This window comes from Rhizobium sp. CECT 9324 (assembly GCF_918741265.1).
Classification (GTDB): Bacteria; Pseudomonadota; Alphaproteobacteria; order Rhizobiales; family Rhizobiaceae; genus Allorhizobium.
Genome location: NZ_CAKKMZ010000001.1, coordinates 4,015,182 through 4,030,097, shown reverse-complemented (window position 1 = coordinate 4,030,097; position 14,916 = coordinate 4,015,182). Strand labels below are relative to the sequence as shown.

The window sequence follows — 14,916 nt, the reverse complement described above, 5'->3', positions numbered from 1 at the left end:
CAAAGTGCACGAGATTGGTGTCCAAGGTACCGCGCATCGACAGAGGGCGATATCTTGAGGACTACAGTGTGCCAGCCAAGCAACGATTGAACAGCCTTCTGGAAAAGGCGGCATCCCTCCGGGATTCAGGGGCTTTTGAGGCGGCGCGGGCTCTGCTCGATACGCTTGCATCTGACCCGGATCATACAGCGATGGGCCCAAAAACGGCGCTTGGCCTGCCAAGGCGTCTGCATTCGGCAATGCTGAAACTTGCCAAGGCGGAAGGCGACCCCCTGAAGCGCATTGGCTATCAGTTCCATCTTGTACCGGATCCGGCGCTTCTGGCGGCGCATTCGCATTTCACGACTGACGAACGACGGGCAATTGCCGAGGCCAACCGTCAGGCAATTCCTCCGATTATCCACCAAATCTGGATTGGTCCGCAGGCGGTGCCATCCTCGACTGTCGCGTGGGCAACGCATGCGGCTTTGCATGGCTATGGCTATTGCCTCTGGCGCGAAAAGGAACTCGCGGCAGCGGGAATCAGTGACAATCCGGCGTTTCAGGCAATGATGCGCGACGGCGACTATCCCGGCGCCGTGGATGTCGCGCGCTATGTTCTGCTGGAGCAGGAGGGGGGGATCTATCTTGATTGCGACTGGTATCCGGCGCGGTCCGATATCAGTTTCCATGACCTGCTGCCGATGACCGGTTTGACCGCCATGCCCGAGGACATTCCGCGCAATACCGGGCGAGGCAGCGTGTTGCTGGCGAACTCGTTCATCGCGACGCCACCGCATCATCCTGCCTTTGCCAGATTGAATGCGGTGTTGGCATCGGTCGTCGAGGCGATGCCCGGTGCGCCGGCGTGGTGGTCGACGGGCCCCCTGATCTTCACACTTGTCTGTCGCGGTGGATCGATTGCCCTGGCGGGTTCGCAATTTGTTGCGGCAAATCTCAACAGAGGGGCTTCCTCCGACGAGGTCGAGGCCGCATGCAGGGCTGCTGAGGCCGAAGATGGCGGGCTGCTTTTGGCATGGAAATCCTGGTAAGGGTCTCCTGTCAGGCCTGCAGTTCGTCTGTTCGGCTCGAAAGTCGATGCAATCTGTGGCATTGTTGTTTCCCAGCCGAGAAAGCGATTCCATGCCGCAGAATGAAAGCCATACCGTTGCCCTGTTTGAAAACGAGGGAATGGACAGTCCCGTTTCCGTTCTGAAACGGGTCTATGGCTATCCTGCCTTTCGGGGCAAGCAGGCTGCGGTTATCGATCGGGTGGTATCCGGCGGCGATGCCGTCGTGCTGTTTCCAACCGGTGCCGGCAAGTCGTTGTGTTTCCAGATTCCTGCGCTCTGCCGGAGCGGTGTCGGTGTCGTCGTCTCGCCGCTGATTGCGCTGATGCGCGACCAGGTCGAGGCGTTGAAACAGCTTGGTGTGCGGGCCGCCGCGCTGAATTCGTCGCTCTCACGGGAAGAGTTCATGGATGTGCGCCGGGCGATTGCGCGTGGCGAGCTCGACCTTCTCTACGTCACGCCGGAGCGCATCGTGACGCCTGCGTTCAAGGAGACGATCGGCAATGCGAAGATTTCGCTGTTTGCCATCGATGAAGCGCATTGCGTGTCGCAGTGGGGACATGATTTCCGGCCGGAGTATCGCGAGCTTGGACGGCTGGCGCAAGAGTATCCGGGGGTGCCGCGCATGGCGCTGACGGCAACGGCCGATCCGCATACGCGCGAAGATATCATCGACAAGCTACAACTGCATTCGGCGGAGGTCTTCACCACTTCGTTCGACCGTCCGAACATTGCCTACGAGATCGTCGAGCGTGACCAGCCACGCCAGCAACTTCTTCGGTTTCTCTCCCGCCACAAGGGTTCGAGCGGGATTGTCTATTGCCTGTCGCGCGCCAAGGTCGAGGACACCGCGGAATGGCTGAATGCGCAGGGCATCAAGGCGCTCGACTATCACGCAGGCATGGAGCGCGTGGTTCGCGACGCCAACCAGGATGCCTTCCTCAAGGAGGAAGATCTGTGCCTGGTGGCGACGGTCGCCTTCGGCATGGGTATCGACAAGCCGAACGTGCGCTATGTCGCGCATCTCGACCTGCCGGGTTCCGTCGAGGCCTATTATCAGGAAACCGGTCGTGCGGGCCGCGACGGGCTGCCGTCTGATGTCTGGATGGCCTACGGCATGGCGGATGTGATCCAGCGCGGCCGGATGATCGACGAGGGTTCGTCTGGCAATGATATCAAGCGGGTCGAGCGGGCGAAACTCAATGCCCTGCTGGCGATCTGCGAGACGGCGGGCTGCCGCCGCCAGGCGATCCTGAAGCATTTCGGCGAAGCGCATGGCGGCCAGTGCGGCAATTGCGATACCTGCCTGAAGCCGGTTGAGACCTGGGACGGAACGGAGGCTGCAATCAAGGCGCTGGCGGCGATCTACCGGACCGGCGAACGTTTCGGCACCGGCCATCTGATCGATGTGCTGCTCGGCAATGAAAACGAAAAGACCAGCCGCTTCGGCCATGTCGATATGCCGGTCTTCGGGGCGGGAAAGGATCTGGCGTCGAAGACATGGCAATCGGTCTATCGCCAGCTTCTTGCCGCCGGTCTGGTGAGCGTCGACCATACGGCTTTCGGCGCGCTGAAGCTGGAGGCGGAGGCACGCGCCGTCTTCAAGCGCGAGCGCGAAGTGCATTTCCGCAAGGACCGCCCGACGACCGGGAAGGCCTCCCGGTCGGTTTCGGCCAGTTCCGCCAATGCCAAGGCGGCGTTGGAGGGCTCGGACATGGAACTGTTCGAAGCGCTGCGCCGGGCCCGAATGGAGATCGCCAAAGATCTCGGCGTTCCGCCCTATGTGGTGTTTCCCGATACGACGCTGGTGTCGTTTGCGATCGAGCGGCCGACGAGCAGCGACGAATTGCTCGGTATTTCCGGCGTCGGCCAATCGAAGCTGGAACGGTATGGCGATACGTTTATCGAGGTGATCCGCAACTTCGAGCGCTGATGCGCGCGAAGTTGCCGGCTCGTTCACGCCGCGCTTTTACGGCTTCGGCTGATACTGGGCGTCGGTGACCTGTTCCAGCCAGTCGACGGACTTGCCATCGACCGCCTCGGCGATGGCCAGATGGGTCATGGCAGTCGTCGGCGATGCGCCGTGCCAGTGCCTGACGCCCGGCGGGAACCAGACGATGTCGCCGGGCCGGATTTCCTCGATCGGGCCGCCTTCCTGCTGCGCGAGGCCGAAGCCTGCCGTGACGAACAGGGTCTGGCCGAGCGGATGCGTGTGCCAGGCAGTGCGAGCGCCGGGTTCGAAGGTGACGGTGGCACCGCCGATTTTTGCCGGCTCGTCGGCCTGGAAGCGTGCGTCGATGCGCACCGTCCCGGTGAAATATTCGGCGGGGCCCTTCGTCGAGGCAATGGCGCCCGCCTTGGTGATCTTCATGTCGTTTTCCTCTCGGGGTCGCCGGTCGGCAATGGGATGGATCGACTATAGGGCGCAGTGTGGCAATGCACAGCAACAAATGCCGAATGGCGAGGATGCACGTTGCTTCGCCGGCAAAAGCGCCTAGCATCGGCGTTTCGTTAAAGGTCGTTCGCCGAGGCAGATTTTACGTATGGATCTTCACCAACCAACCCATCCGCAGCCACGCCCCTCCGAGCCGGCGATCCTGGAATTCCTGGAGATCTGCGACGGGTTCTATCCGCCAGACGCCGTCAATGCCTCGATCGTCCAGCAGCGGGCCTGGTATGACGCGCTTTGTGCCCCTTTCGATCGGCTGCTGCCGGACGGCATGGTGACGGAAGACAGCCAAATCGGTTCAGTCCCGATCCGGCGCTACCGACCAGCTGAGATCCGCACGCAGACGCAACTTTACTACATTCATGGCGGCGGTTTCGTCGTCGGCTCGCTTGAGAGCCATCATGCGATTTGCGCCGAGATCGCCGAGCATGCCGGGGCTGAACTTGTTTCCGTCGATTACCGGCTGGCGCCTGAGCATGTCTGGCCGGCGCAGACGGACGACTGTTTTGCCGTGCTGACGTATCTGTTGGCGAACCGGCGCAAGGTCGTTCTGATCGGCGACAGCGCCGGCGGCAATCTCGCGGCGGGGCTGGCGGTCCGGGCGCGCGATGCTGGATTGTCCGGCATTGTCGGGCAGGTTTTGGTCTATCCGGCGCTTGGTGGCGACTTGGTGTCGGGTTCCTATGCGGAGATGGCCGAGGCGCCTGGGCTGACGACGGCGGATGTCGGCTATTACCGGGCTGTTCTGCAGGCGCCGGCGGATGATGTGGTTGCCTATCCGCTTCTGGCGCAATCGCTGACCGGTCTGCCACCGGTTTATATTACAGTGGCGCATTTCGATCCGCTGCGCGACGATGGCCGGCATTATGCCGAGAGGCTGAGACAGGCGGGCGTGGCCACGACCTTCCGCGAGGAGCCACAGATGGTGCATGCCTGGTTGCGCGCCAGGCACATGAGCGAGGGCGCAGGTGCTGGTTTTGCGCATCTCTGCCAGGCGATCAATCGGATGGCGGGTGTGTCCGGATGAGCGGGATTTCCGATCTCAGTGTCCTGCTGGCGAGCCTGGAGCCAAGGCTGGTCGAGGGCGAGTTCGTCTATGCGACCGTTGCTGCGGATAAGGCGTCCGATTACCTGGCGATGAAGCCGATAGGGCTTTTCTTCGAGGCGGAGGGGCTGACGCTGATCCTACCGAAGGCGGCGGCGGACGCTGCGGGGATCACCGCGAGCATGCCGTTGCGCTGCATCACGATCTCGGTGCATTCCTCGCTCGAAGCGGTCGGATTGACGGCGGCTCTGGCGACGGCGCTGACCAAGCAAGGCATCAGCGCCAATGTCGTCGCTGCCTATTACCACGACCATATTTTCGTGCCGGTGGCAGATGCGGATCGCGCCATCGCCGCGATCCGCGCATTGTCGTCGACGACTACATAAGGTCGCGGAGTATCGCCTTTTGCGGGAAGGTCTTTTCGAAGACCCGGGTCTCGCCCTCGTAGGCGACAACAGAAGCGCTGATCAGCCATTCGGTCTCGGTGCAGGCGATGCGCGAGGTGGAAACCGTGCGTACCGACCAACCGGGCCGCTGCATGTCGCAGGTCCAGACCGAGGTGCCGTTCATCGAGAGCGGATCACCGGGTGAGATCGACCAGGTTTCGTCGCGCACCTGTCTTGTCGACAGGCCGGTGCCCGGATGTTCGAACAGGCCGGTATCCTCGAAGATCGTGTAGTCGGTGCGATTGGCCGACATGTCGCGGACGACCTTGCGATCGGTCTTGCCCGGTGAATGTTCGATATAGGTCGGCAGCGGATTGGCATTGTCCGGCTGCTTCATCGCGAACCTGTCATGCGCGCCCAGCTTCGGCATGGCGAGGCCGAGCGAGGCGATGTCGAGGGTCAGGCCGACATCGGTCGGCGACGGCAGGATCATCGGCCAATAGGCGGTCGACAGCGACAGGCGAATGCGATGGCCGGGCTTGAAGCGGTAACCGCAGGCGTCGAGCACAAGGCGGATCTGCGTCGGCTTGCCGGGCTCCATCGGCCGTGGGTCGCCATTGCCGTCGCGGTGGGTGAGGTTGAGCACGCCGAACGAAACTCGCGTCGCCGTGCCGTCGGGATGCACGTCGACAATGCGGGCGATCAGGTTGGCGACGGGGGCGTCGCTGCTCAGTGTAACGGTAAGTTCCGGCCGACCGAGAAAGTCATATGCACCGGAGAGTGGGGAGGTCTGGAAGGTCAGCGATCCGGCGTCGTCGATACGCTGGTCGCCGGCCAGTTCCGCATCGGGCTTCAGCGTGAACCATTCGCCGGCGGCCGTGCCGGTATCGAGCGGCGACTTCAGATGCACGTCATGGGCCGGCGCATGCGGGACCGGCAGGCCTTCGGTCAGCGTGCCGAAAGCCTCGACGTAGAAGCATTGCATCTCCGGCGCCTGCCAGGTGTCCTTGGAAATCCAGAAGCCGGGATCAACATCGCGGCGTGGTGCGGGCTTTGGTCCTTCCAGGATATAGGCGCGGGCCTGGGGTAGTTTTTCGATGCCGTTTTCCTCGCCGCGCAGCCAGTGGTTCCAGAAGGCGATGGCCTCGCCGTGGAAATCGGCGCGTGGTTTCGGCCAGGCAAAATGCGGGTATTTATGCACCCACGGGCCGATCAGGGCCTTTGACCGGTCGCTCATGCCTTCGACGGCGAGAAGCGGTGTGTTGCGGTAACCATCGGCCCAGCCGGCGATCACCAGCGACGGTACTTCGACAGCGGAAAAATCCTCGCGGATCGAGCCGTGTTTCCAGAATGCGTCGCGGCGCTGATGGGCCAGCCATTCCTCCATGAAGAAGGGCTCGTTTTCCAACCGCTCCATCCACATCTCGCGCCAACGGTCGCCGACGATTTCAGGATCCGGCGCGCGCGACTGATAGGCGAGCATCGTTGCGGCCCAGGAAAGCTGAGCCGAGAGATGCGTGCCGTTCTTGTAGTGGATGTCGTCATTGTAGCGGTCGGTCGTAGATGCGATCGAGATGACGGCCTTCAGGGCAGGCGGGCGAAGGGCGGCCACCTGCAGGCAGTTGAAGCCGCCCCAGGAAATGCCCATCATGCCGACCGAGCCGTTCGACCAGGGCTGTTCGGCGATCCAGCCGATCAGTTCGCAGGCATTGGCAAGCTCCAGTTCGGTATATTCACCGTCGATCACGCCATCGGACTCGCCGGAACCGCGGATGTCGACACGCACGCCGGCGATGCCAGCGGCTGCGAAGACCGGATAGGTGGATTCGTCGCGCGGGCTGGTCCCGTCGCGCTTGCGGTAGGGCAAGAATTCGAAGACGGCGGGGACGGGGTCGGCGTCCGCACCGTCCGGCATCCAGATGCGGGCGGCGAGGCGTGTGCCATCGGCCAGCACGATCCATTCGTTCTCGATGACGGTAAAGCTGCGTGTGGACATGTTTCTAACCCCGTTCCCCAATACTTACGCGTCGAACCAGACGCGGCTGCCGATATAGCCGTTCGACATGTCGTTGCCGATATCCTCAACGAAGCCTTTCAGCGATGTCGACGCGGCCATGATGTAGTCGTTGAAGACGGGCAGGATGAGGCCGCCTTCGTCGCGGACCAACACTGCCATCGTGTGATACATTTCGCGGCGCTTGGCGTCGTCGAGTTCAGAGCGGGCCTGCAGCAGCAGCTTGTCGAAATCCTCGCGCTTGAAATGCGTATCGTTCCATTCGGCCGTCGACAGATAGGATGTCGAATAGCGCGAATCCTGCGTCGGCCGGCCGCCCCAGTAGGAGGCGCAGAAAGGCTGTACGTTCCAGACATTGGTCCAGTAGCCATCCTCGGGCTCGCGCTGCACCTGCAGTTCGATACCGGCCTTTTTGGCGCTTTCCTGATAGAGAACGGCAGCATCGACCGCACCCGCAAATGCGGCATCCGATGTCCTGAGCAGGATCGGGCGGTCATGGCCTGATTTCTTGAAGTGGAAGGCTGCCTTGTCCGGATCATAGCTGCGTTGTTCGATGCCTTCCGGCGCCAGCGCATAGGCGCTGTTGACCGGATAGTCGTTGCCGATCGTGCCGTAGCCGCCGAGCACACGGTCGAGGATTTCCTGTCGGTCGATCGAATATTTCAGCGCAAGACGCAGGTCGTTGTTGTCGAAGGGCGCGGTGTCGCAATGCATCAGGAAGGAATAGAAGCCCTTGCCGGCATTGCGGATGATCTCGACCTTCGGCGCACGCTTCAGAAGCGGCACGGTCTTCGGGTCGATATTGTTGATGAAATGTACCTGGCCGGACGAGAGTGCGGCGATGCGGGCGGTCGCATCGTTCATCACGATGATCTCGATACTGTCGACATAGCCGCGATCCGCGCGCCAGTCCTCGGGATTTTTCTCGAAGGTGGCGCGAACGCCGGCCTCGAAGCTTTTCAACTTGTAGGGACCCGTGCCGATTGCTGCCGTCGGATTGTCGACGCCGCCGCCCGGCTGGATGATCAGGTGATAGTCGGTCAGCATCAACGGGAGATCGGCATTGCCTTCGGTCAGCGTCAACACCAGGTCGCCGGCTTTTTCCTCGATGGTCTTGATCGAAGACATCAGGCCGAGTGCGCCGGACTTGGAATTGGCGTCGGAATGGCGCTTCAACGTGGCGATGATGTCGGCCACGGTCATCTTGCTGCCGTCGTGGAAGGCGATGTCGCTGCGGATCTTGAAGGTCCAGACGGAGGCATCCGCCGACGGCTCCCAGGAGGTGGCAATCGAGGGCAGGGCGGCACCGGTCTTCGGGTCGGATTCGACCAGCGTGTCACCCCAGAGATGGCCGACGACGAACAGAACCGACGCGCTGTAGGTGGCGGGATCGAGCGTATCGGTGGCGGCACCGCCCTTGAGGCCCATCTTCAGATGGCCGCCGCGCTTGGGCTCCTGTGCCCGTGCACCATTCGGCAGAAGAAGGCTGCCGCCGAAGCCTGCGGCAAGGCCGAGCGCCGTCGTGCCGCCGAGGAAACCGCGGCGATTGATGCCGCCGTCGAGCAGGCCGGAATTCTTGGTAAAATCACGCATTGTTCGTTGCCCCTTGTGTGGATTGTTGACCGGGAGCCTAGCGGCAAGCACAGCCGTTACAATTTCGCGACTTGACGCTGTTTTACACTGGTTTACGCTGTTATTCTCGCCGCTAAGGAATTGGTGTATGGCAGGCCGTGATGCATTCGTTGAAAATCTCCGGCTGGCTTGTGCGACGCGGCGGTCGATCTCGGAAATCTGCCGCGACATCGGGCTGAACAGGCAACAGTTCAACCGCTACATTTCCGGCGAAGCGCGGCCATCGGCCCACAATCTCGCGCGCATCGCCGGCTTCTTCGGACTGGCGGCGCAGGATTTCGATCTTTCGGCGGATGTCTTTCGTACCCGCATGCAGCGTCCGGACCGGCGATTGGCCGATGGCGGGCACCTGCTCGATGGCTTGCCGGGCGACATGCAGGCGCTGCGCCGCCATCTCGGCTATTTCCAGACCTATCATCTGTCGCTGTCCTGGCCGGGCCTTGTCGTCTGCTCCTGTGCCAGACTGCAGGAGGAAAACGGCTCGGTGCATGTCAAATCGATCGAGCGCATTCGCGACGTCGAGAACGAGATCCGGCAATATTCGAAATATGTCGGTCTGGCCGCCTTCTGGCGCAACCGCATCTTCATCACCGAGCGCAGCATCGCTCGCCAGCCGATGATGTCGCAGACCATCCTGATGCCGTTTGATGTGCACCAGCGCGTCTATCTGCGCGGCACGACGATGGGCGTGTCGTGGCGCAAGGAAAACCTGCCCTATGCGTCGCGGGTGATCTGGCGGCATATCGGCCAGGATCCCGACAAGCGGCAGATGCTGGCGCGGTGCGGGGTTCTTTCGTTTGGCGCACGGCAGCTTCCGGCCACCGTGCGTGAATTTCTCCAGACGCCGTCAGCCGAGGTGCTGACGGTGCCCGGCGGTTACTAGAGCGTTTCCGGGTTAGATTGAAGCATTCTGTTGGCTGAAGCGGGCCGCATGGCCGGGCAACCATGCGGCCCGCTTCAGCCAACCCGAGGGGCCGGGCATCTTTCCGCCGGGATCAGAGGCGATCGGCTCGGACGTACCGGGTGGTATGCCCTTCGCCAATCGTCTCTGCCCCAACGAAAACCTGCTCCGGCAGAATGCTTCAATCTAACCCGGAAACGCTCTAAGGCCTCAGTTGTCGGCGCTGGCCATCTTGCGGGTGGCGAGTACCTTTTCCAGCCAGCCGATTTCCATTTCCGGAACCGACTTCAGAAGGAGGTCGGTATAGTCGTCGAACGGCGGTGCCAGGACCTTCGATTTCGGACCGAAGCGGACCAGATTGCCGCGATGCATGACGGCGACGGAATCGGCAATGGCACGGACGATGCCGATGTCATGGGTGATGAAGACATAGGAGAGTTGTTCTTCTTGCTGCAATCGCAGCAGGAGTTTCAGGATGCCTTCCGCCACCAGCGGATCGAGGGCCGATGTCGGCTCGTCGCAGAGGATCAGGTCAGGCTTGGCGGCCAGCGCTCTCGCAATTGCCACGCGCTGTTTCTGGCCACCCGAAAGCTCTGCCGGATAGCGGTCGACGAAGCCGGAGCCCATTTCGATCTGGTCGAGAAGTTCCTTCACCCTTGCCGTCTTTGCCGCACCGCGCAGGCCGTAGTAGAAGGTCAGCGGCCGGCCGATGATGTCGCGCACCGTCTGGCGCGGGTTCATTGCCGTGTCTGCCATCTGATAGATCAGCTGGATGCGGCGCAGGTCCTCGCGTGAACGGTTTTTCAGGGCGGGGGGCATCTGCTTGCCATCGAAGATGACGCCGCCTTCGCTATGCGGTAGGAGGCCGGTGATGACGCGGGCGAGCGTCGATTTGCCCGAACCGGATTCGCCGACGATTGCCAGTGTCTGGCCCTTGGGCAGATGCAGCGAGACGTCATGCAGCACCTTGAAGCCGTTGGAATACTGGGCGCTGACATGCTCGACCTTGAGCAGGGTGTTCGTCTGGTCGGGCGCCTCGTCGCGGGCCGTCTGGCGGACATTGACCAGCGCGCGGGTATAGTCTTCGCGCGGGGCTTCGATGATCTGCTGCACAGGGCCGTATTCCACCGTTTTGCCGTGGCGCAGAACCATGATGTCGTCGGAGATTTGCGCAACGACCGCGAGATCATGGGTGATGTAGAGGGCAGCAGTATTCGTTTCTTCGATCGCGTGCTTGATGGCGGCCAGCACGTCGATCTGGGTGGTGACGTCAAGTGCCGTCGTCGGTTCGTCGAAGACGATCAGTTCCGGGTTGGAGCAGAGCGCCATGGCGGTCATGGCGCGTTGCAACTGGCCGCCGGAGACCTGGTGCGGGAAGCGGTCGCCGAAGGTTTCAGGGTTGGGCAGCCCAAGCACCTGGAACAGGTAGAGGGCGCGCTTGCGGGCTTCTTCACGGCTCATCAGGCCGTGCATGACGGTGGCCTCGATCACCTGATTGCCGAGCTTGTGGGCCGGGTTGAAGGCGGCCGCGGCCGATTGCGCGACATAACAGACGCGGGCACCGCGGATCTTGCGGATGCCGTTCTTGCCGAGCGGCAGGATGTCGGTGCCGTCGAGAAGGACCTGGCCGCCGGTGATTTCCGCACCACCACGGCCATAGGCGAGCGCCGAGAGGCCGATGGTCGACTTGCCGGCGCCGGATTCGCCGATCAGGCCGAGCACCTTGCCCTTGGCGAGGTCGAAGGAGACGTTGTCGACCAGCGTGACCCGCTTGGGCGGCGCGCCGGGCGGATAGCTGGTGGCCTCGATCTTGAGGTTCTTGACGGACAGAAGGTTATGCATCGCCGCGTCCTCCTTTCAGGCTGGACGTGCGCTTGAGCAGCCAGTCGACGACCAGATTGACACAGACTGCGAGGGCTGCGATCGCCCCGCCGGGAACGAGGGCTGCCGATATGCCGAAGATGATGCCGTCCTTGTTGTCCTTGACCATGCCGCCCCAGTCCGCGGCCGGCGGCTGAATGCCGAGCCCGAGGAACGAGAGAGTGGAGAGGAAGAGGATCGAGAAGGCGAAGCGCAGGCCGAATTCGGCGAGCAGCGGCGACAGCGTGTTGGGTAGGATCTCGCGGAATATGATCCAGATCTTGCCTTCGCCGCGCAGCTTGGCCGCCTCGACAAATTCCATCACTGCAACATCGAGCGCCACGGCACGACCGAGGCGGTAGACGCGGGTACTGTCGATCACCGCCATGACGGTGATCAGGATGAAGATGTTCTGCGGCAGCACCGCGAGGATGACGAGGGCAAGGATCAGGGCCGGGACCGACATCATCAGATCGTTGAGCCGGGAAAGGACCTGATCGACCACGCCCCCTGTGACGGCGGCGGTAAAACTCAGGATCATGCCGAGCGAGAAACACAAAATGCTGGCCGCCAGCGCGACGCTGATCGTGGTGCGGGCGCCGAAGATCAAACGCGACAGGAGGTCGCGGCCGAGATTGTCGGTGCCGAGCAGGAAGTCGCCGCCCATGGGCAGCCAGATATCGCCGACGATCTCGCGTTCGCCGTAGGGCGCGATGAAATCGGCGAAGATGGCGGCGAAGATCGCGATGGCGATGCCGAGGATACCGACCCAGGCGCTGATGGGAATTGCGCGAAATCTCATCATCGTGGATGCCTCAGCCGTGGGTTGGCCAGAATGGCGAGGATATCGGCTGCCATGTTGAGCAGAATGTAGAAGGCGGCGAAGATCAGGCCGCAGGCCTGGACCACAGGCATGTCGCGAACCGTCACCGCATCGACCATATACTGGCCCATGCCGGGGTAGACGAAGACAACCTCGACCACGACGACGCCGACCACAAGATAGGCGAGGTTGAGTGCCACGACGGTAATCACCGGGGCAATCGCGTTGGGAGCCGCGTGGCGGGCGATGATGCGCAGGCTCGACAGACCCTTGAGCTCGGCGGTCTCGACATAGGCCGACGACATGACGCTGAGGATCGCAGCGCGGGTCATGCGCATCATGTGCGCGAGCACGACCAGAACCAGCGTGGTGACTGGTAGAGCGATGGCCTTCAGACGTTCAAGGAAAGTCATGCTGTCATAGACGGTGGACGGGAATGTCGCGATACCGAGATTGACGGCGAAGAACAGGATCAGCAGGTAGCCGATGAAGAATTCCGGCAGCGAGATTGCCGCCAGCGAGACGATGTTGATGATGCGGTCGGGCAGGCGGTTGCGGTATTGCACGGCGAGCATGCCGAGCCCGATGGCGAGTGGTACGGAGACGATCGCAGCAAAGAAGGCGAGGAAAAGCGAATTTCCGAGCCGCTTGCCGATCTGTTCGCTGACCGAATTGCGGCTCGCCCAGGACGTGCCGAAATCGCCCTGCACGGCGCCGCCGAGCCAGGTGACGTAACGTTCGGTCAGTGGCTTGTCGAGGCCGAGATCCTTGCGGATGTTGTCGACCGCCTGCGGGGTTGCCGACTGACCGAGATAGGTGGTGGCGAAATCGCCGGGAAGCGCCTCGACGCCGCCGAAGATCAATATGGAGACGGCAAACAGCAACGCCACGCTGAGGGCGAGGCGTTGCAGGATCAGCGATGCGAGGGGGCTGCGCAGGAGCCGAATGCCACCGGCGGTGGCGCCTTTTGCTCCGCTCCCTGTCAGGAGTGCCGGTCCACCCGCAATGATCGCGACCCGGGGCTCTTCAGCCCCGGGTGCATCATTCGGCGTGGCCGGACCTTGGGAAGGTCCAGTGCCCGTCATCAGGCGTCGAGCCAGACGCGGGTCGCGACATAGCCGTTCGACATGTCGTTGCCGATGTCGTGCACGTAACCCTTCACCTGCTTGGAGGCGGCGTTCACGAAGTCGTTGAACATCGGCAGGATCAGGCCGCCTTCGTCGCGAACCATCATCGCCATGTCGCGGTACATTTCCTTGCGCTTGGCCTCGTCGAGTTCCGAGCGGGCTTCGAGCAGAATCTTGTCGAAGTCCGGACGCAGGAAGCGGGTGTCGTTCCAGTCGGCGGTCGAAAGGTAAGCCGTGGAATACATCTGGTCCTGGGTCGGTCGGCCACCCCAATAGGAGGTGGAGTAGGGCTGCACGTTCCAGACGTTGGACCAGTAGCCGTCACCCGGCTCGCGCTTGACCTCGATTTCGATGCCGGCCTTCTTGGCGCTTTCCTGGTAGAGGACGGCTGCATCAACAGCACCCGGGAAGGCGACGTCGGAGGTGCGCAGCAGGACCGGGCCGCTATGGCCGGACTTCTTGTAGTGGAAGGCGGCCTTGTCCGGATCATAGGCGCGCTGCTCGATGCCCGCGGGGAAGAGCGCATAGGTCTCGTTGATCGGAAAGTCATTGCCGACCTTGCCATAGCCGCCGAGGATCTTCTCGACCATGGTTTCGCGGTCCATCGAATATTTCAATGCCATGCGCAGGTCGTTGTTGTCGAACGGCGCGGTGTTGCAATGCATGATGAAAACATAATGGCCGCGGCCCGACGTCGAAAGGATTTCAACGGTCGGCGCGCGCTTCAGAAGCGATACCGTCTTCGGATCGACGCGGTTGATGTAGTGCACCTGGCCGGACGACAGGGCTGCGATACGGGCGGTAGCGTCGTTGATGCCGATGATCTCGATTGAATCGACGAAGCCGCGGTCGGTGCGCCAGTCTTCCTTGTTGCGCTCGAAGGTGGCGCGGACGCCCGGTTCGAAGCTGGTCATCTTGTAGGGACCGGTGCCGTTTGCCGAGCTTGGATCATCATAGCCGCCATTCGGCTGAATGACGAGGTGGTAGTCGGTCAACAGCAGCGGCAGGTCGGCATTGCCTTCGGTGAGGGTCAGCACGAGATTGTCGCCGTCGGCCTTGATTTCCTTGATCGACTTCATGACGCCAAGCGCGCCGGATTCCGACTTTTCGTCGGTGTGGCGCTGCAGGGTCTTCACGACGTCATCAATCGTCAGGTCCTTGCCGTCGTGGAACTTGACGCCCTTGCGGATCTTGAAGGTCCAGGTCGAGGCGTCGGCCGATGGTTCCCAGCTTTCGGCCAGTGCCGGAACCGGCTGGCCGGTCAGCGGCTCGGATTCGACCAGCATGTCGCCCCAGCAGCGGCCGATGCAAAACATCACCTGCGACAGGAATTTTGCCGGGTCGTTGCTGTCGGTGGCCGAGCCGCCTTCGAGGCCGAGCTTCAGATGACCGCCGCGCTTCGGCTCCTGTGCCTGGGCGCTGTCGGCAAAAAGTTGGCTTGCGACCGTCAAGGAGACGCCAGCAGCAAGCGCGCGGCCCATGAATTCGCGGCGGCTCAAGCCGCCCTTGGCGAGGTGGTTCAAATAGTCAGTCATTCCCCTGTTCCTTCGTTATTGTGCGTTGACAGAACTTCCCGAACATTTGGCAGGACGCGGTTTCCTCTTCCGCATCAAACCGTCTTGGCCGTGAT

The 14,916-nt window shown here is 62.2% G+C and carries 12 protein-coding genes; 5 read left to right on the top strand and 7 right to left on the bottom strand.

Annotated elements, in window-relative coordinates; all coding sequences use genetic code 11:
* Positions 1-68 precede the first annotated feature (68 nt).
* Both LQ231_RS19455 and recQ read left to right on the top strand, forming a co-directional pair.
* Positions 69-1,031 carry a glycosyltransferase gene (locus LQ231_RS19455; protein ID WP_230173079.1) on the top strand — a complete coding sequence of 321 codons (963 nt, stop codon included), beginning with the start codon at positions 69-71 and terminating at the stop codon, positions 1,029-1,031.
* Between the two features lie 91 nt (positions 1,032-1,122).
* Positions 1,123-2,982 (top strand): DNA helicase RecQ, encoded by a 1,860-nt coding sequence (gene recQ / locus LQ231_RS19450; RefSeq protein WP_230173077.1) that lies wholly within the window; start codon positions 1,123-1,125, stop codon positions 2,980-2,982.
* 36 nt (positions 2,983-3,018) lie between these two features.
* Here the strand turns inward: recQ and LQ231_RS19445 are convergent, their stop codons facing one another.
* Positions 3,019-3,420 (bottom strand): cupin domain-containing protein, encoded by a 402-nt coding sequence (locus LQ231_RS19445; protein WP_113142984.1) that lies wholly within the window; start codon positions 3,418-3,420, stop codon positions 3,019-3,021.
* Positions 3,421-3,592: 172 nt separating this feature from the next.
* On the opposite strand from LQ231_RS19445, the gene LQ231_RS19440 reads away from it, so the two are divergent.
* Positions 3,593-4,525, top strand: a complete 933-nt coding sequence (locus LQ231_RS19440; protein ID WP_230173075.1) for an alpha/beta hydrolase — start codon at positions 3,593-3,595, stop codon at positions 4,523-4,525.
* On the top strand, positions 4,522-4,929 hold the full coding sequence (locus tag LQ231_RS19435) for an ACT domain-containing protein (protein ID WP_230173073.1): 408 nt from the start codon (positions 4,522-4,524) through the stop codon (positions 4,927-4,929). Before LQ231_RS19440 ends, LQ231_RS19435 begins: the two co-directional genes overlap by 4 nt.
* Here the strand turns inward: LQ231_RS19435 and LQ231_RS19430 are convergent.
* Positions 4,922-6,925: a CocE/NonD family hydrolase gene (locus tag LQ231_RS19430; RefSeq protein ID WP_230173071.1), complete on the bottom strand. Its 2,004-nt coding sequence runs from the start codon at positions 6,923-6,925 to the stop codon at positions 4,922-4,924. The genes LQ231_RS19435 and LQ231_RS19430 overlap by 8 nt on opposite strands.
* A 24-nt stretch (positions 6,926-6,949) precedes the next feature.
* Positions 6,950-8,536 (bottom strand): ABC transporter substrate-binding protein, encoded by a 1,587-nt coding sequence (locus LQ231_RS19425; RefSeq protein ID WP_230173069.1) that lies wholly within the window; start codon positions 8,534-8,536, stop codon positions 6,950-6,952.
* A gap of 127 nt (positions 8,537-8,663) precedes the next feature.
* Here LQ231_RS19425 and LQ231_RS19420 point away from each other — a divergent pair, with 127 nt between their 5' ends.
* On the top strand, positions 8,664-9,458 hold the full coding sequence (locus LQ231_RS19420) for a helix-turn-helix transcriptional regulator (RefSeq protein WP_230173067.1): 795 nt from the start codon (positions 8,664-8,666) through the stop codon (positions 9,456-9,458).
* A gap of 228 nt (positions 9,459-9,686) precedes the next feature.
* On the opposite strand, the gene LQ231_RS19415 is transcribed toward LQ231_RS19420, so the two are convergent.
* From LQ231_RS19415 to LQ231_RS19400, 4 genes are read right to left on the bottom strand one after another with little or no spacing between them, the layout of a single operon-like run.
* Positions 9,687-11,318 carry an ABC transporter ATP-binding protein gene (locus tag LQ231_RS19415; RefSeq protein WP_230173065.1) on the bottom strand — a complete coding sequence of 544 codons (1,632 nt, stop codon included), beginning with the start codon at positions 11,316-11,318 and terminating at the stop codon, positions 9,687-9,689.
* Positions 11,311-12,138 (bottom strand): ABC transporter permease, encoded by an 828-nt coding sequence (locus LQ231_RS19410; protein ID WP_230173426.1) that lies wholly within the window; start codon positions 12,136-12,138, stop codon positions 11,311-11,313. Before LQ231_RS19410 ends, LQ231_RS19415 begins: the two co-directional genes overlap by 8 nt.
* Complete coding sequence (locus LQ231_RS19405) at positions 12,138-13,259, bottom strand: ABC transporter permease (RefSeq protein WP_230173424.1); 1,122 nt, start codon at positions 13,257-13,259, stop codon at positions 12,138-12,140. The genes LQ231_RS19410 and LQ231_RS19405 overlap by 1 nt, the downstream gene beginning before the upstream one ends.
* On the bottom strand, positions 13,244-14,821 hold the full coding sequence (locus tag LQ231_RS19400; protein ID WP_230173063.1) for an ABC transporter substrate-binding protein: 1,578 nt from the start codon (positions 14,819-14,821) through the stop codon (positions 13,244-13,246). Before LQ231_RS19400 ends, LQ231_RS19405 begins: the two co-directional genes overlap by 16 nt.
* Positions 14,822-14,916: the final 95 nt, after the last annotated feature.

Excerpts from the sequence above, each read along its gene's own strand:
- LQ231_RS19430 (WP_230173071.1), bottom strand. The coding sequence starts at position 6,925 with ATGTCCACACGCAGCTTTACCGTCATCGAGAACGAATGGATCGTGCTG.
- LQ231_RS19400 (WP_230173063.1), bottom strand. The coding sequence starts at position 14,821 with ATGACTGACTATTTGAACCACCTCGCCAAGGGCGGCTTGAGCCGCCGC.
- LQ231_RS19410 (WP_230173426.1), bottom strand. The coding sequence starts at position 12,138 with ATGAGATTTCGCGCAATTCCCATCAGCGCCTGGGTCGGTATCCTCGGC.
- LQ231_RS19445 (WP_113142984.1), bottom strand. The coding sequence starts at position 3,420 with ATGAAGATCACCAAGGCGGGCGCCATTGCCTCGACGAAGGGCCCCGCC.
- LQ231_RS19440 (WP_230173075.1), top strand. The coding sequence starts at position 3,593 with ATGGATCTTCACCAACCAACCCATCCGCAGCCACGCCCCTCCGAGCCG.
- recQ (WP_230173077.1), top strand. The coding sequence starts at position 1,123 with ATGCCGCAGAATGAAAGCCATACCGTTGCCCTGTTTGAAAACGAGGGA.
- LQ231_RS19420 (WP_230173067.1), top strand. The coding sequence starts at position 8,664 with ATGGCAGGCCGTGATGCATTCGTTGAAAATCTCCGGCTGGCTTGTGCG.
- LQ231_RS19425 (WP_230173069.1), bottom strand. The coding sequence starts at position 8,536 with ATGCGTGATTTTACCAAGAATTCCGGCCTGCTCGACGGCGGCATCAAT.
- LQ231_RS19435 (WP_230173073.1), top strand. The coding sequence starts at position 4,522 with ATGAGCGGGATTTCCGATCTCAGTGTCCTGCTGGCGAGCCTGGAGCCA.
- LQ231_RS19415 (WP_230173065.1), bottom strand. The coding sequence starts at position 11,318 with ATGCATAACCTTCTGTCCGTCAAGAACCTCAAGATCGAGGCCACCAGC.